Origin of the sequence: Sphingomonas sp. S1-29 (genome assembly GCF_026167545.1) — a bacterium.
Lineage (GTDB): Bacteria > Pseudomonadota > Alphaproteobacteria > Sphingomonadales > Sphingomonadaceae > Sphingomonas.
Genome location: NZ_CP110678.1, coordinates 1,345,708 through 1,370,649, shown reverse-complemented (window position 1 = coordinate 1,370,649; position 24,942 = coordinate 1,345,708). Strand labels below are relative to the sequence as shown.

Here is a 24,942-nt window from a genome sequence, read left to right as displayed (position 1 = left end):
CCAGACCATGCGCACCGCCTGCCTGATCGCCACCGCGATCGTTTCGCTTGCCGCCACCCCCGCTTTTGCCTGCACCGAGGCGGTGAGCATGTGCGATCGCAATACCACCGGCGCGCTGTCGCTGATCGAGCGCGGGGTCGCCGCGCGGGTGGTGGTCGAGGGTGTCACCGATGCCGGAGTGCGCGACGCAGCCGAAGACCTGACGCGCGATCTGGCGGCGGTCGCGGGGCGGGCCGACGTCGCGCCCGATCGCGCGGTGCTGATCGGGGTGGTGGGGGCCAGCCCCCTGGTCGACCGGCTGATTGCCGAAGGTAAGCTCGACGTCTCGACGCTCGCCGGGCGCTGGGAGGGTTATGTCCAGCAGGTGGTCGACGCGCCGATGCCCGGAGTTGCGCGCGCGCTGGTGATCGCGGGGAGCGATCGGCGTGGGGCAATCTTCGGCACTTACGACCTTTCGCGCCGCGCCGGGGTGTCGCCGTGGAACTGGTGGGCCGATGTGCCGGTCGCGACCAAGGCGAGCCTGTTCGTCACGCCGGGCCGGCGGATCGACGCGCCGGCGGTGCGCTATCGCGGTATCTTCCTCAATGATGAGGAGCCGGCGCTCGGCGAATGGGCGCGGACCAGCTTCGGCGGGATCAACGCCAAATTCTATGAGCGGGTGTTCGAGCTGACGCTGCGGCTGAAGGGCAATTATCTATGGCCGGCCATGTGGGGCAAGTCGCTTTGGCAGGACGATCCCAAGAGCGCGGCGCTGGCGCAGCGTATGGGAATCGTGCTTGGCACCTCGCACCACGAACCGATGCAGCGCGCGCATGTCGAATGGGCGCGCGGCAAGGGCGGCGCATGGGATTACAACACCAACCCCGCCGAATTGCAGCGTTTCTGGGCCGATGGGATCAAGCGCAATGCGGGGCGCGAGACGGTGATTACCGTGGGCATGCGCGGCGATGGCGACGAGCCGATGACCACCGGCACCGCGACCAAATTGCTCGAGACGATCGTCGCCGACCAGCGCAAGATTCTCGCCGACGTCACCGGCAAGCCCGCCGAGCAGACGCCGCAGGTCTGGGCGCTCTACAAGGAAGTGCAGGATTATTACGACCAGGGGATGCGCGTTCCCGACGACGTGACCCTGCTGTTCGCCGATGATAATTGGGGCAATATCCGCCGCCTGCCCAAGCCCGGCGTCACCCGGCCCGGCGGTTATGGCGTCTATTATCACTTCGATTATGTCGGCGGGCCGCGCAACTATAAGTGGCTCAACACCAACCAGATTTCGCGGACCTGGGAGCAGATGTCGCTGGCCGCCGCGCATGGCGTCGATCGGATGTGGATCGTCAACGTCGGCGACCTCAAGCCGATGGAATTGCCGACCAGCTTCTTCCTCGACATGGCGTGGGACCCCGCGGCGATGACGGTCGAGAAGATGGCCGGGTATCACCAGGCCTGGGCGACCGAGCAGTTCGGCGCCGCGCCGGCGCCGGCGATCGCGTCGATCCTCGATCGCACCACGCGCTATCTGGCGCGGCAAAAGCCCGAGCTCTGGTCGCCCGATAGCTGGAGCCTGGCGGACGGTACCGCCGATCGCGTGCTCGCCGAATGGGCGGCGCTCGATCGCGATGTCGCGGCGGTGCGGCCGAGCGTCGCGCCGGGGGCGAGCGATGCCTTCTACCAACTGGTCGAACATCCCGTGCAGGCGGCGGGCAATCTCGCGCGGCTATACGTTACCGTCGCGCGCAACCGCGCCGCCGCCGCAGCGAACGATCCCCGCGCCAACGCGCTGGCCGACGAGGCCGAGCGGTTGTTCGCGCAGGACCGCGTGATCCGCGATCGCTATGAATCGCTGGGCGGCGGCAAGTGGAAGCACATGATGGCGCAGACGCATATCGGCTATACGAGCTGGCAGCAGCCCGATCAGGATATCATGCCGGTGGTACAACGCGTGGCCGCCGGCAGCCCGATCAAGCCCGCGCCGCGTCCCGCCACGACCGCGCGACCGATTGAGATCGATGCCACCGCGCACACCGCGGTTCGCGCGGGCAAGGATGCGACCCGCTGGCTGACCGTACCCGGCCTCGGCATCACCGGCGCCGCGGTAACGCCCTGGCCGCAGACCGCACCGATCCAGGCGCCGGGGCAGGGGCCGATGCTCGAATACACGGTGACGCTGCCGCGTGCGGGCGATGTCCGCATCGATGTGCTCGCCGCCCCTTCGCTCGACGTCGTGGGCACCGGACGCCGCTATGCGATCGCGATCGACGACGCAGCGCCGCAGGTGATCGACCTGTGGAAGGGCACCGGCGAAAGGGAATGGGAGCAAGCCGTGGCCAACGCCGCACGCACCACCAGCTCGACGCATCGCGTGGGTAGCGCTGGCAAGCACCGCATCCGTATCTGGATGATCGATCCAGGCGTGGTGATCCAGCAGCTGCGGGTCGCTTCGTGAAGGCTGCCCGCCGCCCGATCAAGAATCTGCGCTGGTGGCTGATCGGCGTGGTGATGATCGGCACCAGCCTGAATTATCTGACGCGCAGCACGCTCGGCGTCGCCGCGCCGACGGTGCTCGCCGATCTGGGGATCGGCGAGCGCGAATATGGCTGGATCACCGGCGCGTTCCAGCTGGGCATCATGCTCCAGCCGGTCGCGGGCTATCTGCTCGACACGATCGGGCTTCGTATGGGGCTGGCGATCTTCGCCAGCGCCTGGGCGGTCATCACGATGGCGCATGGCCTGGCGACCGGCTGGCTGTCGCTGATGGGGCTTCGCGCCGCGCTCGGCTTTGCCGAGGGCACCGCGCATCCCGGCGGGCTCAAGGTGGTCGCCGAATGGTTTCCTGCGCGCGAACGCGGCTTTGCCAGCGGTATCTACAATGTCGGCGCGTCGTTCGGGTCGATGCTCGCGCCGCCGTTGGTCGCGGGCGCGATACTTTGGTGGAACTGGCGTGCGGCGTTCGTGGTGGTCGGGATCCTGGCAGGGCTGTGGGTCGTGCTGTGGCTGTTCACCTATCGATCGGTCGAGACGCACCAGCGGCTGAGCGAGGAAGAGCGCGCGCTGATTGCGACCGGGCGCGAGGCGCATCTGGCGGTCGGCCCGCGGCGGTCGATCCCGACCTTGCTCCGCCAGCGCAACCTGTGGGGCATCGTGCTGCCGCGCTTCCTCGCCGATCCGACCTGGGGGACGCTCACCTTCTGGCTGCCGCTCTACCTGGTCACCGCGCGCGGCTTCGACCTGGCGCAGATCGCGATGTTCGCGTGGCTGCCCTTCGTCGCCGCCGATTTCGGCTGCATGGCCGGCCCCGCGATGGCGGCGTGGCTGCGGCGGCGCGGGGTTGGCCTGATCAACGCGCGGCGCGGGGCGTTCACGATCGGCGCGCTGCTGATGACGTGCATGATCTTCGTCGGCAGCGTCGAGAGTCCCTATGCCGCGATCGCGCTGCTGAGCCTGGGCGGCTTCGCGCACCAGATGCTGTCGGTGACCTGCATCACGCTTGCCACCGATCTGTTCCCGCAGAACGAGATCGGCACCGTCGCGGGGATCGGCGGCACCTTCGCCAATTTGGGGGTGCTGTTGTTCTCGGTCGCGATCGGCACGCTGGTGACGACGATCGGCTACGAGCCCTTCTTCGTCGCGTTGTCGATGCTCGACCTGCTCGCCGCCGTGGTGCTGTGGACGGTGGTCAAGCCGCCCGCGGTCGCCCCCGAACCCCAAGGACAGGATGTCGCCGCATGATCCGCAATCCGATCCTGCCGGGGTTCAACCCCGACCCCTCGATCGTCCGTGTCGGCGACGATTATTACATCGCCACCTCGACCTTCGAATGGTTTCCGGGGGTGCAGATCCACCATTCGACCGATCTGGCGAACTGGACACTGGTCGCGCGCCCGCTTGCGCGTGCCGACCTGCTCGACATGCGCGGCGATCCCGACAGCTGCGGGGTGTGGGCGCCGTGCCTGACCTATGCGAACGGGCTGTTCCACCTCGTCTATACCGACGTCAAACGCTATGGCCGCACCACCACCGGCGGCGCTTCGGGGGCGTCGCTGCGCGATTTCCACAATTATCTGGTGACCGCGCCGTCGATCGACGGGCCATGGTCGGATCGGGTGTATCTCAACAGCAGCGGCTTCGACCCGTCGCTGTTCACCGATGAGGACGGCCGGCAATATGTCTCGAATATGCTGTGGGACCATCGCCCCGGCCGCAATCGTTTCGCCGGCATCGTGCTGCAGGAATATGATGCGACCGTGCGCGCGCTGGTGGGCGAGCGCCACCTGATTTTCAAAGGCACCGAATTGGGTCTTACCGAAGCGCCGCATATCTACCGGCGCGACGGCTATTATTATCTGCTGACCGCCGAGGGCGGGACGGGATGGAACCACGCGGTGACGATGGCGCGGTCGCGCACGCTCACCGGTCCGTATGAGCTCCATCCCGATCGCTACATCCTCACCGCGCGCAACCGCCCCGACGCGCCGCTCCAGCGCGCGGGCCATGCCGATCTGGTCGAGGCGCCCGACGGGACGCCGTGGCTGGCCTATCTGTGCGGCCGCCCGCTCCCCAATCGCGGGCGCTGCGTGATGGGGCGCGAGACCGCGATCCAGCCGATGCGCTGGGGCGACGATGGCTGGCTCTACACGCTTGCGGGCGATGCGATGCCGGTGCTCGCGGTCGAGCATGATGCCGCACCGCCCGAACCGCGGCAGGAGCGCACCCGCTTCGACACGCCCCAACTGCCGATCGATTTCCAGTGGTTGCGCACCCCCGAACCCGATCGCATCTTCTCGCTCACCGCGCGTCCGGGGCATTTGCGGCTCTATGGCCGCGAGACGATCGGCAGCGTGTTCGAGCAAGCGCTGGTCGCGCGGCGGCAACAGGCATTTTGCTACACCGCGCAGACGCGGATCGAAGTCGCACCCGCGCACTTCCAGCAGATGGCGGGACTGGTCTGCTATTATAACGGCACCAAGTTCCATTACCTGTACGTCAGCCACGACGACGCGATCGGGCGACATCTGGCGGTGATGTCGGCGCTGCCCGACAGCCCGCAGGCCGATGCCTTCACCGCGCCGATCGCGATTCCCGACGGCGCGATCGAACTCGGCGTCGAGGTCGATTTCGAGCGGCTGCGCTTTCGCTATCGTTGCGAGGGCGACGCCGATTGGACCTGGCTGCCGCAATTGTTCGACGCGAGCATCCTGTCGGACGAGGCGAGCGCACCGGGGATGGCGAACTTCACCGGCGCCTTCGTCGGGGTCGCGGCGCAGGACATGGCGGGCACCGCGATGCCCGCCGATGTCGCCTGGTTCGATTATCGCGAACGCGAATATGCCGCGTGAACGTGGGGCCGAGCGGCATGGCTTCTGCACGTTCTGTACCCTTGTGCCGCCACGATCGCGGCCATAGAAGCATGTCGATGCGTACGTTGCCGGACCCAGTTACCGCATGACCGACGCCGATAGTGCGCGTGCCCTGCTGTGCGATGACATCGCGCGCGTCGCGGCGGGTGATCGCGCTGCGCTGAAGGCGGTCTATGACCGCACCTCGGCCAAGCTGTTCGGCGTATGCTTCCGTATCGTGAAGGACCGCGAATCGGCCGAAGACGTGCTGCAGGAAGTCTATCTCAAGGTCTGGCACCGTGCCGCGCGCTTCGATCGCGAGCGGGCGAGCCCGATCACCTGGCTGTGCGCGATCGCGCGCAACAGCGCGATCGACTGGCGCCGCACCAGCGAGCGCCGGCTCGAAGATCCCGATGAACTCATCCAGACCGCGTTCGCCGACGTAGCTTCCACCGATGAGAACATGGTCGATCACGAAGGACGGATGCTGCTGGCACAATGCCTCGACACGCTCGAGGAGCATCAGCATCACTCGATCCGCGCTGCGTTCTTCGATGGCTACACCTATGCCGAGCTCGCCGAGCGCGCGTCGGTGCCGTTGGGCACGATGAAGAGCTGGGTCCGCCGCGGCCTCGAACGGCTCAAACGGTGCATCGATCATGGTTGAGCCGATGACCCCCGAGGAGCGCGCGTTGCTGGCGGGCGAATTGTCGCTCGGGCTGCTGAGCGGCGCCGAGCGGCTCGCGGCCGAGCAGCTGCGCGCCGAGGATCCGGTGTTCGCCGCCGAAGTCGATGCCTGGGACCAGCGCTTTGCCGGGCTCTATGCCGAAATTACGCCGATCGCGCCGACGCAGCGCGTGTGGAGCGCGGTCGAGCAGCGCTTGCCGCCGATCGCCGCGAACGATCCCGGCCCGGCGCTGACCGGCGGGGCGGGCGGCTGGAAATGGGCGACCGCGGGTTTCGCCGCGATCGCTGCGACGCTGGCGCTGATGCTGGTCACCCAGCCCGATCCGGTCGCACCGCCGCCGGTGGTCGTCGCCGAAGCACCCGAACCGCTGCCGCCCGAACCTTTGCCGACCGAGACGCTGGTCGCGCAGCTCAACGACGGCGAAGGCGCGTCGATGCTGGCGATGCGCCTCGACCCGCAGGGTGGCGTGCTGCGCGTCCGCGCGACCGCGATCCCGGCGGGCGCCGGCGAGCCCGAATTGTGGGTCATTCCCGAAGGCGGCGCGCCGACCTCGCTCGGCCTGATCGCGCGCGACGGCGAGAGCGAAGTGCGGTTGGCGGCTGACACCGGGCGACTGCTCGCCGACGGTGCGACGCTGGCGCTGACGCTCGAACCCGCCGATGGCGCACCGCATGCCGCCCCGACCGGCGATATCCTGGGCACGGCGCGGATCACGCTGCTGTAGCGGGGAAGGGGCCACCCTTTCCCCGTTCGTGCTGCGCTTGCCGAAGCACCGCTTTTCCCTCTTTGGGCGGCACGAAAAAGAAGAACGGTGCTTCGACAAGCTCGGCACCCCCTGCTCTGGGTTGGGGTCTACCGCTCGAACAGCGCAGCATAGGCGGCCTCGGCAGGGCCATAGGCCGGTCCCGCCGCGGCTTCGAGCGCGCCGCGATCGCGAACGAAGATCTTGCCGCGGGTACAGCGGACGATCCGCTCGCCTTCGAGCACGTGGAGCGAATCGGTGATGCTCGCGCGTCGCGCGTTGAGGAACGCCGCCAGGCGCAGATGGGTGATGTCGAGCGTGTCGCCCTCGACCCGGTCGTGCAGCATGCACAGCCAGCGCGCCAGCCGGCGATCGGGCCCGTTCTGCAGCCGCGCGGCGATCGTCCAGCGCATCTGAATCAACAACGTCTCGCGATAGCGCAGCAGGTGCGCGAGGATCGCCGGACGTTGGTCGCAAAGCGCCGCCGCCTGGCCGCACGGTATCGCGTGCAGGCTGCCGCCGACCAGCGCCGCGACCCGCTGGTTCGATTGCGGCAGGCCGATCAGCGGCTCCCAGCCGATCGCGCCCTCGGCGCCGACGATGCCGCATTCGACATTGCGTTCGGCAAGCGTCTCGCCGAACGACAGCACCGCGGTGTCGGGCAGCCACAACACCGCTGCGCCGCCGGCAACCACCGCCGGTTCGCCCGCGCGAAGCGTCATCGGCTGGGCGAGCGCGGCGAGCGCCGCACCGTCTTCGCGCGGCAGCGCGGCTATTAGCCGGTTTTCCATCGACGACGTGCGCCGGCCAGAATCGCGTTCGATCTGCTGGGTTTCATTCAAGCGTAGCACGGACCCTCTTTCGACATTTCGCTCAGCGAAGGTTCGACGCGCGGCGCTGAAAAGATGCGCACCTCGAAGAATATAAAAGATCGCGCGCAACTGCGTCTTTGTCGGCGCGGCGCGGCGTAGCTTTCGCGTCCACATGAATGGGCGATCAAGGGAGGCTGCCGATGACTGACAGTAGCGAAATGGTCGAAATGTTCGACAAGCGGGCGCTGCGCCTGGAGGATCGCCGCGATTTCTTCCGTAGCTTCGGCGTTGCCGCGGCGGTGGCGGGCGGCGCGATGATCGCGACGAAATCGTCGCCGCTGATGGCGCAGGCCGCACCGGCGATCACCGATGCCGATATCCTCAACTTCGCGCTCAACCTCGAATATCTCGAGGCGCAATTTTATCTCTATGCCGCGACTGGTTCGGGCCTGCCCAACGACCTGCTGACGGGCACCGGTACGCGGGGCGCGGTCAGCGGCGGCCGGCAGGTGGCCTTCACCGATCCGGTGGTTGCCGCCTATGCGCAGGAAATCGCCGCCGATGAAGTCGAGCATGTCCGCTTCCTGCGGACCGCGCTCGGCAGCGCGACCGTTGCCCAGCCGGCGATCGACATCGGCTCGACGCCGACCGGCGCGTTTTCGAGCGCGGCGCGCGCCGCCGGCCTGATCGGCCCCGGCAACACCAGCTTCGATCCCTATGCCAGCGACGAGAATTTCCTGCTCGGTGCGTTCATCTTCGAAGATGTCGGCGTCACCGCGTACAAGGGCGCATCGCCGCTGATCACCAGCAAGGTGTTCCTCGAAGCCGCCGCCGGGCTGCTCGCGGTCGAGGCGTACCATGCCGCGTTGGTGCGCACCGTGCTGTACGCCAAGGGGATCGAGACCCCGAGCGCGATGCTGATCCAGGCGACCGAAGCAATTTCGGGCGCGCGCGACAGCCTCGATGGCACCACCGATCTCGACCAGGGCGTCGCCAATATCGGCAACGCTTCGAACATCGTCCCGCTCGACGAGAACGGCCTCGCCTACAGCCGCAGCGCCGGCCAGGTGCTCAACATCGTGTACCTCAACAACATGATGACCGACCGCGGCGGGTTCTATCCCGCAGGCATGAACGGCACCATCCGCACCAGCGCCGCGAACTGAGAAAGAGGGAGGATACGACATGAACGATCAGAACCTGCTCCTCGACGTATTGGCGGCGGGCGAAGCCCGGCGCGAGAGCCGTCGGGCGATGCTCAAGATGGCGGGCACCGCCGGGCTCGCGGTTGCCGGGGCATCGATGCTCGCGGCCTGCGACGACAGCGGCGATTTTCCGGGCAACCCGCCGCCGGCCCCCGCGCCGACGCCTACCCCGACCCCGACGCCAGCGGCGATCACCGATGGCGATGTGCTCAACTTCGCGCTGAACCTCGAATATCTCGAAGCGCAATTCTACCTGTTCGCGGCGACCGGTGCGGGGCTTCCCAACGACGCGTTGACCGGTGCGGGAACGCAGGGCGCGGTTACCGGCGGTCGGCAGGTGAATTTCACCGATCCGCTGGTGGCGGCCTATGCGCGCGAAATCGCCAATGACGAGCGCCAGCATGTGCTGTTCCTGCGCAGCGCGCTTGGCGCGGCGCGGGTGGCGCAGCCCGCGATCGACATCGGATCGGCTGCGAACGGCGCGTTTTCCAACGCCGCGCGTGCTGCCGGGTTGGTCGGCGCGGGGGTCGCGTTCGATCCCTATGCGAACGACGAGAACTTCCTGCTCGCCGCCTATATCTTCGAGGATGTCGGGGTCACCGCGTACAAGGGCGCGTCGCCCTTGCTGACCAACAAGACCTTCCTCGAGGCAGCGGCAGGGTTGCTCGCGGCCGAGGCGTATCACGCCGGCCTCGTTCGCACCGTGCTGTATCGCAAGGGGATCGATACTCCGTCGCTGATCGCGGCGACCGAAGCGATTTCGGACGCGCGCGACAGCCTCGACGGTGCGACCGATCTCGACCAGGGCGTCCGCGCGACGACCAGCAACGGCGTGACGCGGTCGAACATCGTGCCGACCGATGCCAGTGGCCTCGCCTATAGCCGCTCGGCGGGGCAGGTGCTCAACATCGTCTATCTCAACCGCATGGCGGCGACTGCGGGCGGGTTCTTCCCCGCGGGCGTCAACGGCACGATCCGGAGCAGCGCCGCAAGCTGACCCGATCGCCGCCGCGCGGCCTCCCCCCTCCAGCGCGGCGCCCTATGGCCGCTCGACCCGCGAAAGTCGGTCGGGCGGCCATTTTCTTGTCGCGCCGGGTGCGTTAGGGGGTGCGCACACGACCTGCGGAACCCACGCAGGCAGAACGGCCGCTTCGCTCCTGGACCGAGCGCGCGGTCGCGACAGACAGACGTCAGGAGATGAGATGCGGATCATTGATCATGTGATCGCGGGCGGTGCCGGCGGCACTTCGGCGCGTACCGGCGACGTTTTCGACCCCAATACCGGCCAGGTGCAGGCGCGGGTGAACCTCGGCACCCAAGCGACGCTCGACGCGGCGATCGCGGCGGCACAAGCGGCGCAACCGGCCTGGGCGGCGACCAACCCGCAGCGCCGCGCGCGCGTGATGTTCCAGTTCAAGGCGCTGGTCGAAGCGCATATCGACGAACTCGCGCACCTGCTGTCGTCCGAACACGGCAAGGTGATCGCCGATTCGAAGGGCGACATCCAGCGCGGGCTCGAAGTGATCGAATTCGCCTGCGGAATCCCGCACGTGCTCAAGGGCGAATATACCCAAGGCGCGGGGCCGGGGATCGACGTCTATTCGATGCGCCAGCCATTGGGCATCGGCGCTGGCATCACCCCGTTCAACTTCCCCGCGATGATCCCGCTGTGGATGAGCGGCGTCGCGATCGCCTGCGGCAATGCGTTCCTGCTCAAGCCCAGCGAGCGCGATCCTTCGGTGCCGGTGCGGTTGGCCGAACTGATGCTTGAGGCCGGCCTGCCCGAGGGCATCTTGCAGGTGGTGCATGGCGACAAGGAGATGGTCGACGCGATCCTCGACCACCCGGCGATCAGCGCGGTGAGCTTCGTCGGATCGTCGGACATCGCGCACTATGTCTATCGGCGCGGTGTCGCGGCGGGCAAGCGGGTGCAGGCGATGGGCGGCGCGAAGAATCACGGCATCGTCATGCCCGACGCCGATCTCGACCAGGTGGTGAACGACCTGACGGGCGCAGCCTTCGGTTCGGCGGGCGAGCGCTGCATGGCGCTGCCGGTGGTGGTGCCGGTGGGCGAGAAGACCGCCGATGCCTTGCGCGAAAAGCTGTTGCCCGCGATCGCCGCGTTGCGCATCGGCGTGTCGACCGACAACGACGCGCATTACGGTCCGGTCGTGAACGCCGCGCACCAGCAGCGCGTCGAAAACTGGATCCAGACCGGCGTCGACGAAGGCGCCGAACTGGTCGTCGACGGGCGCGGCTTCAAATTGCAGGGGCATGAGCAGGGCTTCTTCATCGGCCCCAGCCTGTTCGACCATGTCACTCCCGACATGCAGGCGTATAAGGAAGAAATCTTCGGCCCGGTCCTCCAGATCGTCCGCGCCCCCGATTTCGAAACCGCGCTTCGGCTGCCGAGCGAGCATCAATATGGCAACGGCGTCGCGATCTTCACGCGCAACGGCCACGCCGCGCGCGAATTCGCCGCGCGGGTGAATGTCGGCATGGTCGGCATCAACGTGCCGATCCCGGTGCCGGTGGCGTATCACAGCTTCGGCGGCTGGAAGCGAAGCGCGTTCGGCGACACCAACCAGCACGGCATGGAAGGCGTCCGTTTCTGGACCAAGGTGAAGACGATCACCCAGCGCTGGCCCGATGGCGGGGTGGGCGATGCTGCCAATGCGTTCGTTATTCCGACGATGGGGTGAGGGATGTCGGTGCTTCAGTCCGTCGTCCCGGACTTGATCCGGGATCCAGCGTTACGGGCGGTGTCGCCTGCAGCCCTGGGTCCTGACTTTCGTCAGGATGACGGTGGAGTGGTGGATTTGGCGTCGTTTACCTTTGTCATCCCGGACTTGATCCGGGATCCAGGGTTACGGGCGATGCCGCCTGCGGCTCTGGGTCCTGACTTTCGTCAGGATGACGGTGGGGGTGGGTCGAGCGGGTCGAACCCCAGATCGAGCGCCAGGTCGCGCCAGGTCGGGTTGTCCGTTTCGATCAGCTCGAGCTTCCAACTACGGTGCCAGTTCTTGATCCGCTTTTCTCGGACGATCGCTGATTCCATCGTTTCGTGGACCTCGAACCAGACCAGGCGATCGCAGCCATACTCGGCGGAGAAACCCCTGAACGCCTTAGTGCGATGCTGATGGATGCGCCCGAGCAGGTTGGACGTGACGCCGGTGTAGATCGTGCCGTTGCGCTGGCTTGCGACGATATAGACGGTGGGGATTTTCGCCATGTTCGATCCCCCCATCGTCATCCTGGCGAAAGCCAGGACCCAGAGCCACGGGCGGCATCCTGCGTGGCCCTGGGTGCCGGATCAAGTCCGGCATGACGGATACGTGATCAAATGAAGACCGAAGCGACCGTTCACCCGGTCGCGGCAAAGGAATCGTAATGAACCAGTTCGACCTCACCGACGACCAGCGCGAGATCCAGGAGCTCGCGCGGAAATTCACCGCCGACCGGATCACCCCGTTCGCCGCCGAATGGGACGAGAAGCACATCTTCCCGCGCGAGACGATCAAGGCCGCCGCAGAGCTTGGCTTCGCGGCGATCTATGTCAGCGAGGAAGGCGGTGGCATCGGGCTCGGGCGGCTCGAGGCGGCGTTGATCATGGAGGCGATGGCCTATGGCTGTCCCTCGACCAGCGCGTTCATCAGCATTCACAACATGGCCGCCTGGATGCTCGACCGCTTCGGCAGCGCCGACCTGAAAGCCCGCTACCTTTCCAAGCTGACGACGATGGACTGGATCGCGTCCTACGCGCTGACCGAACCGTCTTCGGGCTCCGACGCCGCGGCGCTCAAGACCCGCGCGGTGAAGGATGGCGACCACTACGTCGTCAACGGCAGCAAGCAGTTCATCTCGGGTGCGGGCGAGAACGAGCTGTACCTGGTGATGGTCCGCACCGGCGAGGACGGGCCGAAGGGCATTTCTTGCCTGGCGATCGAAAAGGACATGGCCGGTGTCAGCTTTGGTGCGAACGAGAAGAAGCTCGGCTGGCATTCGCAGCCGACGCGGCAGTTGATCCTGGAGGATGTGCGCGTGCCGGTGGCCAATCTGGTCGGCGGCGAGGGCGAGGGCTTCCGAATCGCGATGATGGGGCTCGATGGCGGGCGGCTGAATATCGGCGCATGTTCGCTCGGCGGGGCGCAGCGCTGCCTCGACGAGAGCATCGCCTATACCAAGGATCGCCAGCAATTCGGCCAGCCGATCGCCGAGTTCCAGAACACCCAGTTCATGCTCGCCGACATGGCGACCGATCTCGAGGCGGCAAGGGCGCTGCTGTATGTCGCAGCGGCCAAGGTTACCGCCAATGCCCCCGACAAGACACGCTTTGCCGCGATGGCGAAACGGCTGGCCACCGACAATGGATCGAAGATCGTCAACGATGCGCTGCAGCTACATGGCGGCTATGGCTATTTGCAGGATTACCCGATCGAGCGCTTCTGGCGCGACCTGCGGGTGCATTCGATCCTCGAGGGGACCAATCAGGTGATGCGGATGATCGTCGGCCGTGATCTGGTGCGGCAGGGTTGAACTCCCTCTCCCGCTGGCGGGAGAGGGATGCGTAGACTTGGGTCGCATTCTTCATGCGGCCCTAGTCGAAGCTGGGTGAGGGTGGTGCGGTCGCGCTCGCGACCGCGCGGCGCGAGCGCCGCTCGACCCCTCACCAACCTGCGCTAGCCAGCAAGCTGGCAAGCTGCGGTATCCTCTCCCCTATCCAGGGGAGAGGGAAATGAAGGAGCAGGCGTGGAAGAAGTTCTCATCACCACCGAGGGCCGCATCGGTCGAATCCGGCTCAACCGGCCCAAGGCGATCCATGCGCTCACGCACCCGATGTGCGACGCAATCACCGCCGCGCTCGATGCCTGGGTCGAGGAGCCCGCGGTCGAGGCGATCCTGATCGACCACGCCGAGGGCCGCGGCTTTTGCGCTGGCGGTGACATCCGCATGATCGCCGAGAGCGGGGCCAAGGACGGCGTTGACGCGCGCGCCTTCTTCCGCGCCGAATATACGATGAACCACCGGCTGTTCACCTATGCCAAGCCGATCGTCGCGTTCATGGACGGGATCACGATGGGCGGCGGCGTCGGCCTGTCGCAGCCTGCGACGTTCCGCGTCGCGACCCAGAACACCAAGCTGGCGATGCCCGAGACCGGGATCGGGCTGTTCCCCGATGTCGGCGGTGGCTGGTATCTGTCGCGGCTGCCGGGGCGGATCGGCCAGTATCTGGCGCTCACCGGCGCGCGGATCGACGGCGGCGAATGCCTTGCACTTGGGTTGGCGACGCATTTCGTGCCGGCAGAGGCGCTCGACGGCGTGAAGCAGCGGATCGCGCAGAACCCGCAGGCGATCGAGGCGATCCTGACCGAAGCATCCGCCCCCGCCCCGCAAGCGCGCATCCTGGCGCAGCGCGAGGCGATCGACCGGCTATTCGCCAGCGATCGGCTCGAGGACATCTACGCCGCGCTGCGCGAGGATGGCGGCGAATGGGCGATGCAGACGCTCGCCACGCTCGACACCAAGTCACCGCAGACGATGAAGGTCAGCCTCAAGCTGCTGCTCGACGGGCGGACGATGCCGACTTTCGAGGACGAAATGCGCCAGGAATTCGCGGTGGCGAGCCACGTCGTCCAGCGCCACGACTTCATCGAAGGCGTGCGCGCGGTGATCATCGACAAGGACAACGCGCCGCGCTGGCAGCCAGCGACCCCCGAGGAGGTCACCGGCCATTTGATCGACCAGATTTTCGCGCCGCTGCCCGCCGATGACGAATGGAATCCGGCCTGAATATCGTCATGCCGGACTCGATCCGGCATCCATGCGACCCATCAGCCGCACCCCCGACGCCGAGGTTTCGCATGGACCCCGGATCAAGTCCGGGGTGACGAAGGAGAAGAGTGCGATGAATTACGAAACCATCCTGGTCGAACAGCGCGGCGCGGTGACGCTGGTCACGCTCAACCGGCCCCAGGCGCTCAACGCGCTCAATGGGCAGGTGCTGACCGAATTGCTCGATGCGATGGCGGCGTTCGACGCCGATCCCTCGCAGGGCTGTGCGGTACTGACCGGCAGCGAAAAGGCGTTCGCCGCGGGGGCCGACATCAAGGAGATGCAGGCACAGGGCTTTGCCGACATGTACGGCCATGATTTCTTCGCCGGCTGGGACGCCTTCACCCGCACGCGCAAGCCGGTGATTGCTGCGGTCGCTGGCTATGCGCTGGGCGGTGGCTGCGAGGTGGCGATGATGTGCGACTTCATCCTCGCCGCCGACACCGCCAAGTTCGGCCAGCCCGAGATCAAGCTGGCGGTCTCCCCCGGCATGGGCGGATCGCAGCGGCTGGCGCGTGCGGTGGGCAAGGCCAAGGCGATGGAAATGTGCCTGACCGGACGGATGATGGATGCGCAGGAAGCCGAGCGCGCCGGGCTGGTCAGCCGGATCATCCCCGCCGCCGATCTGGTCGAGGAAGCGGTCAAGACCGCCGCGACGATTGCGGGCATGGCGCCGTTAGCGGTGAAGGCGAATAAGGAAATGGTGAACGCTGCCTTTGACATGGGGCTAAGCCAAGGGGTTCAGTTTGAGCGGCGGCTGTTCCACGGGTTGTTCGGCACGCAGGATCAGAAGGAAGGCATGGCGGCGTTCGTCGAAAAACGCGCCGGGGTGTGGACTGGGAAGTGACGCAGTTTCCCTCGCCCCTGCTTGCAGGGGAGAGGGTTGCGCAGACTTGGTCCGCGTTCTTCACGCGGGCCTAGTCGTAGCTGGGTGAGGGGTAGGCGGTCGCGCTTGCGACCGCGCGGCGTAAGTGCGCCGCTCGACCCCTCACCAACCTGCGCTAGCCAGCAAGCTGGCAAGCTGCGGTATCCTGTCCCCTGTCCAGGGGAGAGGGGAGATAGAATAGGAGAGCAACATGGCACGCATCGCATTCATCGGGCTGGGCAATATGGGCGGCGGCATGGCCGCGAACCTGGCCAAGGCCGGCCACGACGTCCGCGCGTTCGACCTGTCGGCCGACGCACTCGCCCGCGCCAAGGACGCCGGCTGTCTGCCCGCCGACTCCGCCGCGATCGCGTGCGCCGAGGCAGAGGCGGTGATCACGATGCTGCCAGCGGGCAGCCATGTCGAGGCGGTCTATACCACCGACGTATTCGCCGCCGCACCGCCGAGCGCGATCCTGATCGACTGTTCGACGATCGACGTCGAAACCGCGCGCCGCGTCGCCGAAGCGGCGGCGGTAAAGGGGCTGACGATGGTCGATGCGCCGGTGTCGGGCGGGATCGCCGCCGCCAATGCGGGCACGCTCACCTTCATGGCGGGCGGCAGCGAGGAAGCGTTTCGCCGCGCCGAGCCGTTCCTGGCCGACATGGGCAAGACCGTCATCCATGCCGGGCCGGTCGGCGCCGGGCAGGCGGCGAAGATCTGCAACAACATGCTGCTCGGCGCGACGATGGTCGCGACCGGCGAGGCGTTCGTGCTGGCGCAGAAACTCGGGCTCGACCTCCAGACCTTCTACGACATCGCCAGCGTATCGTCGGGGCAAAGCTGGTCGATGACCAGCTATTGCCCGGTCCCCGGTATCGGCCCCGAAACCCCCGCCGATCGCGACTGGCAGGGCGGCTTCGCCGCCGCGCTTCAGCTCAAGGATCTGCGGCTGGCGATGCAGGCGGCGGCTAGCGTTTCGGCCGACACCCCGATGGGCGCGCGCGCGGCGGAGATGTACCAGCGTTTCGTCGACGAAGGCGGCGCGGCGACCGACTTTTCGGGGATCATCAAGATGCTGGGGTTGAAGCAAATGTGATCCTCACCCCCGTTCGTCCTGAGCTTGTCGAAGGACCGTCCTTTTGCGACGATGCAGAGATAAGGACGGTGCTTCGACAGGCTCAGCACGAACGGGGAAAGGGCGGTATGTAAATCGCACCGGCGCGCGCTATGGTGTTCGCACACGTCCACCCCGAAAGCCGCCAATGCCCCTGTTGCGTATCCTTGCCGCCCTGTTGATGCTCGCGCTGGCGATGCCGGCGTTCGCGCAAGGCGCGGGGGCCGCGCCGCACATCGCAATCGAGCTGGTGCCCGAAACCGCCACCCCCGCGCCCGGCGACGAGGTGACGCTGGCGTTCGTCTCCACTCCCCAGCCCGGCTGGCATGGCTATTGGAAGAACCCCGGCGATGCCGGACTTGAAACCACGCTGGATTGGGGCTTGCCCACCGGGGTCACCGCCGGGCCGCTGCAATATCCGGTGCCGCAGCGGCTGCTGATCGCGGGGCTGATGAACTATGTCTATGAGGGCCGCTTCACCCAGTTCGTCACGCTGAAGATCCCCGCCGATGCCGTGCCGGGCACGGTGATGCCGGTGTCGGTGAAGGCCGATTATCTGGTCTGCACCAACGAGATTTGCGTGCCCGAAAGCCAAAGGCTTGCAACCAAGCTGACCATTGGCGACGGCGTGATCGCCCCCGACATACGCGCGCGGTTCGACCAATGGCGCGCGGGGCTGCCCAAGCCGCTGGGGTCGCAGGCGAGCTTCGAGGTGGCCGAGGGCATGTTCCGCCTCGCGGTGCCGTTCCCCGCCGAAGCCGCCGCGACCGACCCCTATTTCTTCCCGCTGACGCCCAATGCGCTCAACTACGCCGCGCCGCAGACGGTGCGCCGCGAGGGCGACCTGCTGATCATCGAAACCACTGCGCCCACCGCGGGGCCGCAGGCGGTAGAGGGGGTGTTGTCGATCGGCGAGGGCAAGGGCTTTGCGGTAACCGCAGTGCCGGGCTCGGTCGCGGCGGGGCAGGCGGCGGCGACGCTCGATGTCGCCACTGCGCTGCTGGCGTTCGCTGGCGCGCTGCTCGGCGGGCTGATCCTCAATATCATGCCCTGCGTTTTCCCGATCCTCAGCCTCAAGGCATTGAGCCTTGCGCGCGCGGGCGGTGATGAGCGCAGCGCGCGCGGCGAGGCGCTCGCCTATACCGCAGGCGTGGTGCTGGTGTGCCTCGCGCTGGGCGGCATCCTGCTCGGGCTGCGCGCGGCGGGGGCAAGCGTCGGCTGGGCGTTCCAGCTGCAGGACCCGCGCGTCATCCTGTTCCTGCTGCTGCTGGTCACCGCGATCGCGCTGAACCTGGCGGGGCTGTTCGAGGTCGGCGCGCCGGGCATCGCCAACCGGATGAGCGCGAAGGGGACTGGCAGCGCCTTCCTCACCGGCGCGCTCGCCGCCTTCGTCGCGACGCCGTGCACCGGGCCGTTCATGGGCGCGGCGCTGGGGACAGCGCTGGTGCTCCCGTGGTGGATGGGGATGCTGGTGTTCGCCGGGCTGGGGCTTGGCCTAGCGCTCCCGTTCCTGCTGCTCGGCTTCGTCCCCGCGCTTCGCCGGCGGCTGCCCAAGCCCGGCGCGTGGATGGCGACCTTTCGCCATATCCTGTCGGTGCCGATGTTCCTGACCGCGCTGGCGCTCGCCTGGGTGCTGGGGCGGCAGGCGGGGGTCGATGGCATGACGCTGGGGCTGGCGGCGGCATTGGTGCTGGCGCTGGCATTGTGGTGGACCGGGCGGCGGCAGTTAGGGGGCAAGGCGCTGCAATGGGCACCAGCCGGCGTCGCGCTGGCGATCGGCCTGGTCGCGGTCGCCAGCGTCGAGCGCAGCGCCGCCGAACCCTCGCAAGTCGCCGCATTGGGGGCCGAGCCCTTCAGCGAAGCGACGCTCGAACGCCTGCGCGCCGAGGGGCGCCCGGTCTTCGCCTATTTCACCGCCGACTGGTGCGTCACCTGCAAGGTCAACGAAAAGGCGGCGATCGAGACCGGGGGCGTCGCCAAGGCGTTTGGCGACGGCAAGGTCAGCGTGCTGGTGGGCGATTGGACCGATGGCGATCCGGCGCTGGGGCGCTTCATCGAACGGCATAACCGCGCCGGCGTGCCGCTGTACCTCTGGTATGCCCCGGGGGCCGCAGCACCGCGCGTGCTGCCGCAATTGCTGACCCCGGCGATGCTGACCGAGCTGCCGGCGAACCGCACTAGCTAATCCTCCCCCGACGGGGGAGGGGGACCGCGAAGCGGTGGAGTGGGCTGCCACAAACGGTGTCGCCCGTGGCTCGCCCCCTCCACCATGCTGCGCATGGTCCCCTCCCCCTGAAGGGGGAGGAATGAGGTTAATCCTCCCCCGAACGCCCTTGTGCGACCCAACGTTCGCGGGCAGCATGCAACCAACCGGCGGCTCGAAGCTTTTGAGGTCGAATGGAAGATACGCGCGCGTTCGACGAAATCTGGGGGAAGGGCGGGCCGCAGGCGCCGCGGCCCGAATTCGCGGCCCTGGCCGCCTGGATCAACGAAACCCCGCGCGAGGAGCTTCAGCGCCGCACCGAGGCGGCAGAGAACACCTTCCGCCAGCTCGGCATCACCTTCGCGGTCTATGGCGACCATGACGCCAGCGAACGCATCATCCCCTTCGACATCGTGCCCCGCGTGTTCCTCGCCGACGAATGGGCGCGGCTGAGCCAGGGGTTGATCCAGCGGGTCGAGGCGATCAACGCCTTTCTCGACGACATTTACGGCGAACGCCGCATCCTTGCCGAAGGCGTGCTGCCCGCCGAACTGGTGCTGGGCAACGCGCAGTTCCGCCACGAAGTCGTCGGCATCCGCCCGCCGCACGGCGTCTTCGCGCATATCTGCGGCATCGACCTCGTCCGCACCGGGCCCGACGAATTCTACGTGCTCGAGGACAATGCCCGCACCCCGTCGGGCGTGTCGTACATGCTCGAAAACCGCGAGGCGATGATCCGGCTGTGCCCCGAGCTGTTCCGCTCGTTCCGCGTCGCCGCGGTCGACAGCTATCCCGACCGGCTGCACGAAACGATGCGATCGGTCGCGCCCGAGGGTAGCGGCCTGCGCCCGGTGTGCGTCGTGCTGACGCCGGGGCATTTCAACAGCGCCTATTACGAACACAGCTTCCTGGCCGACAGCATGGGGATCGAGTTGGTCGAGCCCGCCGATCTTGTGGTCGACGACGATGTCGTCTGGATGCAGACGATCGCCGGGCGGGTGAAGGTCGACGTGATCTATCGCCGCATCGACGACGACTATCTCGATCCTTTGGTATTCCGCGCCGATTCGATGCTCGGTGTGCCCGGGCTGATGGCGGCGTATCGCGCGGGCAACGTCACGCTCATCAACGCGCCGGGCAACGGCATCGCCGACGACAAGGCGATCTACAGCTACATGCCCGAGATCGTGCGCTTCTATTCGGGCGGCGAGGCCAAGCTGCCCAATGTCGAGACCTATCGCTGCCGCGAGCCGCAGGCGCTCAAATACGTCCTCGAACGCCTGCCCGAACTGGTCGTGAAGCTTGTCGATGGCTCGGGCGGCTATGGCATGCTCGTCGGCCCGACCGCGACCAAGGCCGAGATCGAGGCCTTCCGCGCCGCGCTGATCGCCGAGCCGCACCGCTATATCGCGCAGCCGACGCTGGCGCTGTCGACGGTGCCGACGATGACCGCGGCGGGGCTCGCGCCGCGCCATGTCGATTTCCGCCCCTTCGTGCTGACCGGGCGCGACGGGGTCCAGGTGGTCCCCGGCGGCCTCACCCGCGTGGCGCTGCGCGAAGGCTCGTTGGTGGTCAATTCGTCGCAGGGCGGCGGGACCAAGGACAGCTTCGTGCTGATGCCCGAGGAACGCCGCCAGATGCAGGCAATGGGGGGCATGTTGCAGCGTCAGGAACTGGGATCATGAGCGGCCACCTACATCCTCCCCATGCAATGGGGAGGGGGACCATGCGCAGCATGGTGGAGGGGGCCGGCGCGCAGCGTCGGCTTCGCCGCCGCCCCCTCCACCACCGCTTCGCGGTGGTCCCCCTCCCCATCTGTGATGGGGAGGACGTCGCATGGTGATGCTCTCGCGCACGGCGGCATCGCTCTACTGGCTCGGCCGCTATGTCGAGCGCGCCGATTTCGTCGCGCGGCTGGTCGAGGCCACCGTCCGGCTCGATGCGCTGTCGCCCACCCCGGCGGGCGAGGCGGCGTGGGAAAGCGCGCTGCGCGTCACCGATAGCGACGCGCTCTATGCCGATACCGGCGCGCCGATCGACCAGGCCAATGTCGCGCGCTTCCTGACGATCGATACCGCCAATGCCGGGTCGCTGGTCCGCTGCCTCGACATGGCGCGCAACAACGCCCGCGCGGTGCGCACCGCGCTGACGCGCGAGGCATGGACCGCGATCAACCGCGCGTGGCTGTTGTTCAACAGCCAGGTGCGCCCGGGCAACGCGATGGCGACGCTCAATCTGGTCGAGGCGGTGAAGGCCGAAACGCGCGGGTTCGAGGGCGCAGTGCTGCGGATGATGCGCAACGAAGCGGTGTGGCTGATCCGGCTGGGCGCCGCGATTGAGCGCGCCGACAACACCGCGCGGCTGGTCGACGTCAAATATCATCTGCTACTGCCCGAGGGCGAGCCGGTCGGCGGCATCGTCGATCGCGACCAGTGGACGACGATCCTCCAGACGGTGTCGGCGGTGACCGCCTATCGCTGGCTCTATGCCGAGGGGCTCAAGCCCAATCTGGTGATCGACCTGCTGCTCACCCGCCCCGAACTGCCGCGCTCGCTCGCTGCGTGCGTCGAGGAAACGGTTGAGGTGCTCAGCCTCGTCGGCAAGCGCACCGGGCTGCAGGGCGAGGCCGATCGGATGGCGCGCAACCGCATGGCCAAGATGCACCGCACTCGCACCCACGAGGTGATCGTGCGCGGGCTGCACGAATATCTGGGCGGATTCCTCGCGGAAAATGCGGCGCTCGACGCCGCGATCGCCCGCCAATTTCGGTTCATCTGATGCGCATCACGATCGATCATCGCACCCGTTATGCCTTTAGCGAGCCGCAATTGCGGCTGGTCCAGGCGCTGCGGCTCTCGCCCGACGACACCAACGACCAGACGATCGTCAGCTGGCGGATCGACGTCGATTGCGACGCGCGGCTGCGCGAGGCGCGCGACGGCTTGGGCAACAAGCTGACGATGCTCTATGCCGAAGGGCCGCTCGAAAGCATCGAGATCAGCGTCCAGGGTGAAGTACTCACCGCGGGCGCCGACGGCTTCGTCCACGGCACCGCCGAGCCGTTGCCGCCCGCTTTCTATCTGCGCGAGACCGAGCGGACGCGCGCGGGCGATGCCCTGTCGGGCGTCGTCGGGGCGGCAGTCGGGCTGGGCGGGGTCGAGGGGATCGACGCCGCGGTTCGCGCGATGCACGACCGCTTTGGCCTGGCCGAAGACGTCAACGAACCGCTGCGCGATGCCGCAGCAGCGTTCGAGGGCGATCGCGCGACCGGCCGCGAACTCGCCCAGATGCTGGTGGCGGGGCTACGCAGCGCGCGGGTGCCGGCTCGCTACGTCAGCGGCTATCGCCAGGCGCAGAGCGAACGCTGCTCGCCGCACGGCTGGGTCGAGGCGCATCTGCCCGATCTGGGGTGGATCGGGGTCGATCCGTCGGTCGGCGCGCGGATCGACGAGCGCTATGTGCGCGTCGCGGTCGGGCTCGATGCGGGCGATGCGACCCCGGTGGCGGGATCGCGGCTGGGACCGGGCGAGGAGGAGCTCGACGTCGCGCTTCGGGTGGCGGTGGTCGGCGGGAATGCTTGAGCGCGGGTGCTTAACTCGTTCGCTAGCGCGGATTGCCCAATAAATCCGTTCGTTTCGAGCGAAGTCGAGAAACCTGGGATGGCGCTGCTTGACCGTTTCTCGACTTCGCTCGAAACGAACGGGGGGCTAGATTGTAGCATGATGACTTTACCTTGATCCGTTCGCCCTGAGCTTGTCGAAGGGCTGTCCTTCTTCTTGCCGCAGTCATTCCGGCTCGAAGAAAAACAGTGCTTCGGTCCGCTCAGCACGAATGGCAGCGGTCGGATCAAGCTAACTTAAACCCCCGCCGGCTTTCATGCGCCGGGCTGGCCGCCGCCGTGCCCTCAAACCAGCGCCGCCACCCGCGCGCACGCCGGCACCGCCACCGCATCCACCTCAAGCGGCCCCCAGCCGTTGCGACCCAGCACCTCCATCGGGCGATAGCGCGTCTTATATTCCATTCGCGCCGACCCCTTCACCCAATAGCCGAGATAGACATAGGGCAGCCTGGCGGCGCGCGCGCGCATGATGTGATCGAGGATGATGTAGTTGCCCAGCCCCTGGCGCGCGTCGGGCGCGGCGTCGAAGAAGCTGTAGATCATCGACAGCCCATCGGCCTGCTGGTCGCTGATGCACGCCCCCACCAGCTTGCCCGGGCGGCCGCCGACCGAAGGTTCGCGATATTCGACGACATAGCTGCGCACCGGGCTGTGCTCGACCATGTCGGCATAGTCGCCCTCGTCCATCGCCGCCATGCCGCCGCCGGGATGCCGGTTCGCCAGATATTGCGTCAGCAGCTCGAACTGCTCCTCGGTCGCCCAGGGGCGGCAGGCGCTGACTTCGAGGTCACCGTGGCGCCGGAGCAATTTGCGCTGCGTCGCATTGGTTTCGAAGCGGTCGGCGACGACGCGGACCGACTGGCACGCGCTGCAGCTGGGGCAGCTGGGGCGATAGGCGACGCCCTGGCTGCGGCGGAAGCCGATCCGCCCGAGCGCATCGTTGAGTTCGCCGGCATGTTGGCCGTTGAGTTCGGTGAACACCTTCCGCTCCTGCCGCCCGGGCAGATAGGGGCAGGGTGTCGGGGTGGTCACGAAGAACCGGGGGAAACGAAACGGCGCGGTCACGCTGTGGAAAAGCCCTTCGAACCAAGCCGCGAGCTGCGACCGTGGGCTCACTATGTGGCCGCGCGGCAATGATGAAAAGCTTGTTAACCAAGGAAAGAGCGTTAACGCGCGAAAGAGTTTCGCCGAGCCGCGACCTGCCCCGGTGCGGGCGTCAGGCGAGCTCGACGGGGCTCACTTCGTAATGCGCCGCGGTCAACGCCGCCATCAGCCGGTCGAGATGCGCCTTGTCGCGCGTCTCGCATTCGATGTCGGTGATGAGGCCCTTGGCGGGCAGCGTGGTGAACACCCGCTGGTGATACACCTCGATGATGTTGACGCCCTGTTCGTGGAAGATCCGCGCGACGTTGAACAGCGCGCCGGGGCGGTCCTGCAGCCGCACCCGCAGCCTCGCGAGCCTGCCCGAGCGCGCGAGATCGCGCAGCAGCACGTTGGCGAGCAGCCGCGTGTCGATATTGCCGCCGCACAGGATCGTGCCGACGGTCTTGCCGCGGAACTTCTCGGGGTGCGCGAGCAGCGCGGCGAGCCCGGCGGCGCCGGCGCCTTCGACCACGGTCTTTTCGATCTGCAGCAACAGGCTGACCGATTCCTCCAGGCTGCGCTCGTTGACCAGCACGATGTCGTCGACCAGCTCGCGCACGATCTGCGCGGTCAGCCCGCCGGGCTCCTTCACCGCGATCCCCTCGGCCAGCGTATCGCCGCCGCAGGGCAGGTCGGTACCGTTGATCCGGTTGTACATCGACGGGAACAGCTCGGCCTCGACCCCGATCACCTCGATCGGCCGCTCGCTCGCCTTGGCGACCGTCGCGACGCCCGAGATCAGCCCGCCGCCGCCGATCGGCACCAGGAAGGTGTCGATTTCGGGCACGTCCTCGAGCATCTCGATCGCGATCGTCCCCTGGCCCGCGATGATCCGCGCATCGTCGAACGGATGGACGAAGGTATAGCCGTTGGTCGCCTCTAACTTGCGCGCATGCGCGTGCGCGGCGTCGAAGGTTTCGCCCTCGAGGATCACCGTCGCGCCATGGCCTTCGGTCTGCGTCACCTTCACCGTCGGCGTGTTCTGCGGCATCACGATCGTCACCGGGATGCCCAGCCGGTTGCCATGATAGGCCAGGCCCTGCGCGTGATTGCCTGCCGATGCCGCGATCACCCCCTTGGCGCGCGCGGCAGCGTCGAGCTGGAGCAGCGTGTTGAGCGCGCCGCGCTCCTTGTAGGCGGCGGTGAACTGGAGGTTTTCGAACTTCAGATACACCGTCGCGCCGGTCAGCTGCGACAGTGTCCGGCTGATCAGGGTCGGCGTGCGCACCACCGCATCGGCGATCCGGATATGCGCGGCGCGCACATCGTCGAGGGTCACGAGCGCAGAGGCGGGCGGTGCGACGGGAAGGGTAGCCATGCGACAGCGCCTAGCCGATCGCGCGCGCGGGGGAAACCGGGTTGCGATTTCGCCGCCGAGCC

Annotated in this window: 20 protein-coding genes; 16 read left to right on the top strand and 4 right to left on the bottom strand. The window is 67.4% G+C overall.

Going from position 1 to position 24,942, the window contains the following annotated elements; all coding sequences use genetic code 11:
* Positions 1 to 7: 7 nt before the first annotated feature.
* From OKW76_RS06415 to OKW76_RS06395, 5 genes are all read left to right on the top strand, one after another.
* Positions 8 to 2,446 (top strand): glycosyl hydrolase 115 family protein, encoded by a 2,439-nt coding sequence (locus OKW76_RS06415; RefSeq protein ID WP_265552142.1) that lies wholly within the window; start codon positions 8 to 10, stop codon positions 2,444 to 2,446.
* Positions 2,443 to 3,729 carry an MFS transporter gene (locus tag OKW76_RS06410; RefSeq protein WP_265552140.1) on the top strand — a complete coding sequence of 429 codons (1,287 nt, stop codon included), beginning with the start codon at positions 2,443 to 2,445 and terminating at the stop codon, positions 3,727 to 3,729. The genes OKW76_RS06415 and OKW76_RS06410 overlap by 4 nt, the downstream gene beginning before the upstream one ends.
* Positions 3,726 to 5,336, top strand: a complete 1,611-nt coding sequence (locus OKW76_RS06405) for a glycoside hydrolase family 43 protein (protein ID WP_265552137.1) — start codon at positions 3,726 to 3,728, stop codon at positions 5,334 to 5,336. Before OKW76_RS06410 ends, OKW76_RS06405 begins: the two co-directional genes overlap by 4 nt.
* A 106-nt stretch (positions 5,337 to 5,442) precedes the next feature.
* Entirely contained in the window at positions 5,443 to 6,003 is a 561-nt protein-coding gene (locus OKW76_RS06400) for a sigma-70 family RNA polymerase sigma factor (protein WP_265552135.1), read from the top strand.
* Positions 5,996 to 6,748 carry an anti-sigma factor domain-containing protein gene (locus OKW76_RS06395; protein WP_265552134.1) on the top strand — a complete coding sequence of 251 codons (753 nt, stop codon included), beginning with the start codon at positions 5,996 to 5,998 and terminating at the stop codon, positions 6,746 to 6,748. The genes OKW76_RS06400 and OKW76_RS06395 overlap by 8 nt, the downstream gene beginning before the upstream one ends.
* Positions 6,749 to 6,876: 128 nt before the next feature.
* Here the strand turns inward: OKW76_RS06395 and OKW76_RS06390 are convergent, their stop codons facing one another.
* Complete coding sequence (locus tag OKW76_RS06390) at positions 6,877 to 7,617, bottom strand: Crp/Fnr family transcriptional regulator (RefSeq protein ID WP_265552132.1); 741 nt, start codon at positions 7,615 to 7,617, stop codon at positions 6,877 to 6,879.
* A 161-nt stretch (positions 7,618 to 7,778) separates the two neighbouring features.
* Here OKW76_RS06390 and OKW76_RS06385 point away from each other — a divergent pair, with 161 nt between their 5' ends.
* From OKW76_RS06385 to OKW76_RS06375, 3 genes are all read left to right on the top strand, one after another.
* Complete coding sequence (locus OKW76_RS06385) at positions 7,779 to 8,744, top strand: ferritin-like domain-containing protein (RefSeq protein ID WP_265552130.1); 966 nt, start codon at positions 7,779 to 7,781, stop codon at positions 8,742 to 8,744.
* Between the two features lie 19 nt (positions 8,745 to 8,763).
* On the top strand, positions 8,764 to 9,780 hold the full coding sequence (locus OKW76_RS06380) for a ferritin-like domain-containing protein (protein ID WP_265552129.1): 1,017 nt from the start codon (positions 8,764 to 8,766) through the stop codon (positions 9,778 to 9,780).
* Between the two features lie 205 nt (positions 9,781 to 9,985).
* On the top strand, positions 9,986 to 11,485 hold the full coding sequence (locus tag OKW76_RS06375; RefSeq protein ID WP_265552128.1) for a CoA-acylating methylmalonate-semialdehyde dehydrogenase: 1,500 nt from the start codon (positions 9,986 to 9,988) through the stop codon (positions 11,483 to 11,485).
* Positions 11,486 to 11,691: 206 nt separating this feature from the next.
* On the opposite strand, the gene OKW76_RS06370 is transcribed toward OKW76_RS06375, so the two are convergent.
* Entirely contained in the window at positions 11,692 to 12,015 is a 324-nt protein-coding gene (locus OKW76_RS06370) for a GIY-YIG nuclease family protein (protein WP_265552126.1), read from the bottom strand.
* A 158-nt stretch (positions 12,016 to 12,173) separates the two neighbouring features.
* On the opposite strand from OKW76_RS06370, the gene OKW76_RS06365 reads away from it, so the two are divergent.
* The 8 genes from OKW76_RS06365 to OKW76_RS06330 all read left to right on the top strand — a co-directional run bounded on the left by OKW76_RS06365 (position 12,174) and on the right by OKW76_RS06330 (position 22,381).
* Complete coding sequence (locus OKW76_RS06365; RefSeq protein WP_265552124.1) at positions 12,174 to 13,319, top strand: acyl-CoA dehydrogenase family protein; 1,146 nt, start codon at positions 12,174 to 12,176, stop codon at positions 13,317 to 13,319.
* Positions 13,320 to 13,532: 213 nt separating this feature from the next.
* On the top strand, positions 13,533 to 14,573 hold the full coding sequence (locus tag OKW76_RS06360) for an enoyl-CoA hydratase/isomerase family protein (RefSeq protein ID WP_265552122.1): 1,041 nt from the start codon (positions 13,533 to 13,535) through the stop codon (positions 14,571 to 14,573).
* 115 nt (positions 14,574 to 14,688) lie between these two features.
* Positions 14,689 to 15,462, top strand: a complete 774-nt coding sequence (locus OKW76_RS06355; RefSeq protein ID WP_265552119.1) for an enoyl-CoA hydratase — start codon at positions 14,689 to 14,691, stop codon at positions 15,460 to 15,462.
* Positions 15,463 to 15,691: 229 nt separating this feature from the next.
* A complete protein-coding gene (gene mmsB / locus OKW76_RS06350) occupies positions 15,692 to 16,579 on the top strand; it encodes a 3-hydroxyisobutyrate dehydrogenase (RefSeq protein WP_265552117.1) in 888 nt (295 codons plus the stop codon).
* 166 nt (positions 16,580 to 16,745) lie between these two features.
* Entirely contained in the window at positions 16,746 to 18,782 is a 2,037-nt protein-coding gene (locus tag OKW76_RS06345; protein WP_265552115.1) for a protein-disulfide reductase DsbD family protein, read from the top strand.
* A 212-nt stretch (positions 18,783 to 18,994) separates the two neighbouring features.
* Complete coding sequence (locus tag OKW76_RS06340) at positions 18,995 to 20,485, top strand: circularly permuted type 2 ATP-grasp protein (RefSeq protein ID WP_265552112.1); 1,491 nt, start codon at positions 18,995 to 18,997, stop codon at positions 20,483 to 20,485.
* Positions 20,486 to 20,642: 157 nt separating this feature from the next.
* Positions 20,643 to 21,578: an alpha-E domain-containing protein gene (locus OKW76_RS06335; protein WP_265552808.1), complete on the top strand. Its 936-nt coding sequence runs from the start codon at positions 20,643 to 20,645 to the stop codon at positions 21,576 to 21,578.
* Positions 21,578 to 22,381, top strand: coding sequence for a transglutaminase family protein (locus OKW76_RS06330; protein WP_265552110.1), 804 nt, complete (start codon positions 21,578 to 21,580; stop codon positions 22,379 to 22,381). Before OKW76_RS06335 ends, OKW76_RS06330 begins: the two co-directional genes overlap by 1 nt.
* 323 nt (positions 22,382 to 22,704) lie before the next feature.
* On the opposite strand, the gene OKW76_RS06325 is transcribed toward OKW76_RS06330, so the two are convergent.
* Positions 22,705 to 23,484, bottom strand: coding sequence for an arginyltransferase (locus tag OKW76_RS06325; protein ID WP_265552108.1), 780 nt, complete (start codon positions 23,482 to 23,484; stop codon positions 22,705 to 22,707).
* A gap of 151 nt (positions 23,485 to 23,635) precedes the next feature.
* A complete protein-coding gene (locus tag OKW76_RS06320; RefSeq protein ID WP_265552106.1) occupies positions 23,636 to 24,880 on the bottom strand; it encodes a threonine ammonia-lyase in 1,245 nt (414 codons plus the stop codon).
* Positions 24,881 to 24,942 lie beyond the last annotated feature (62 nt).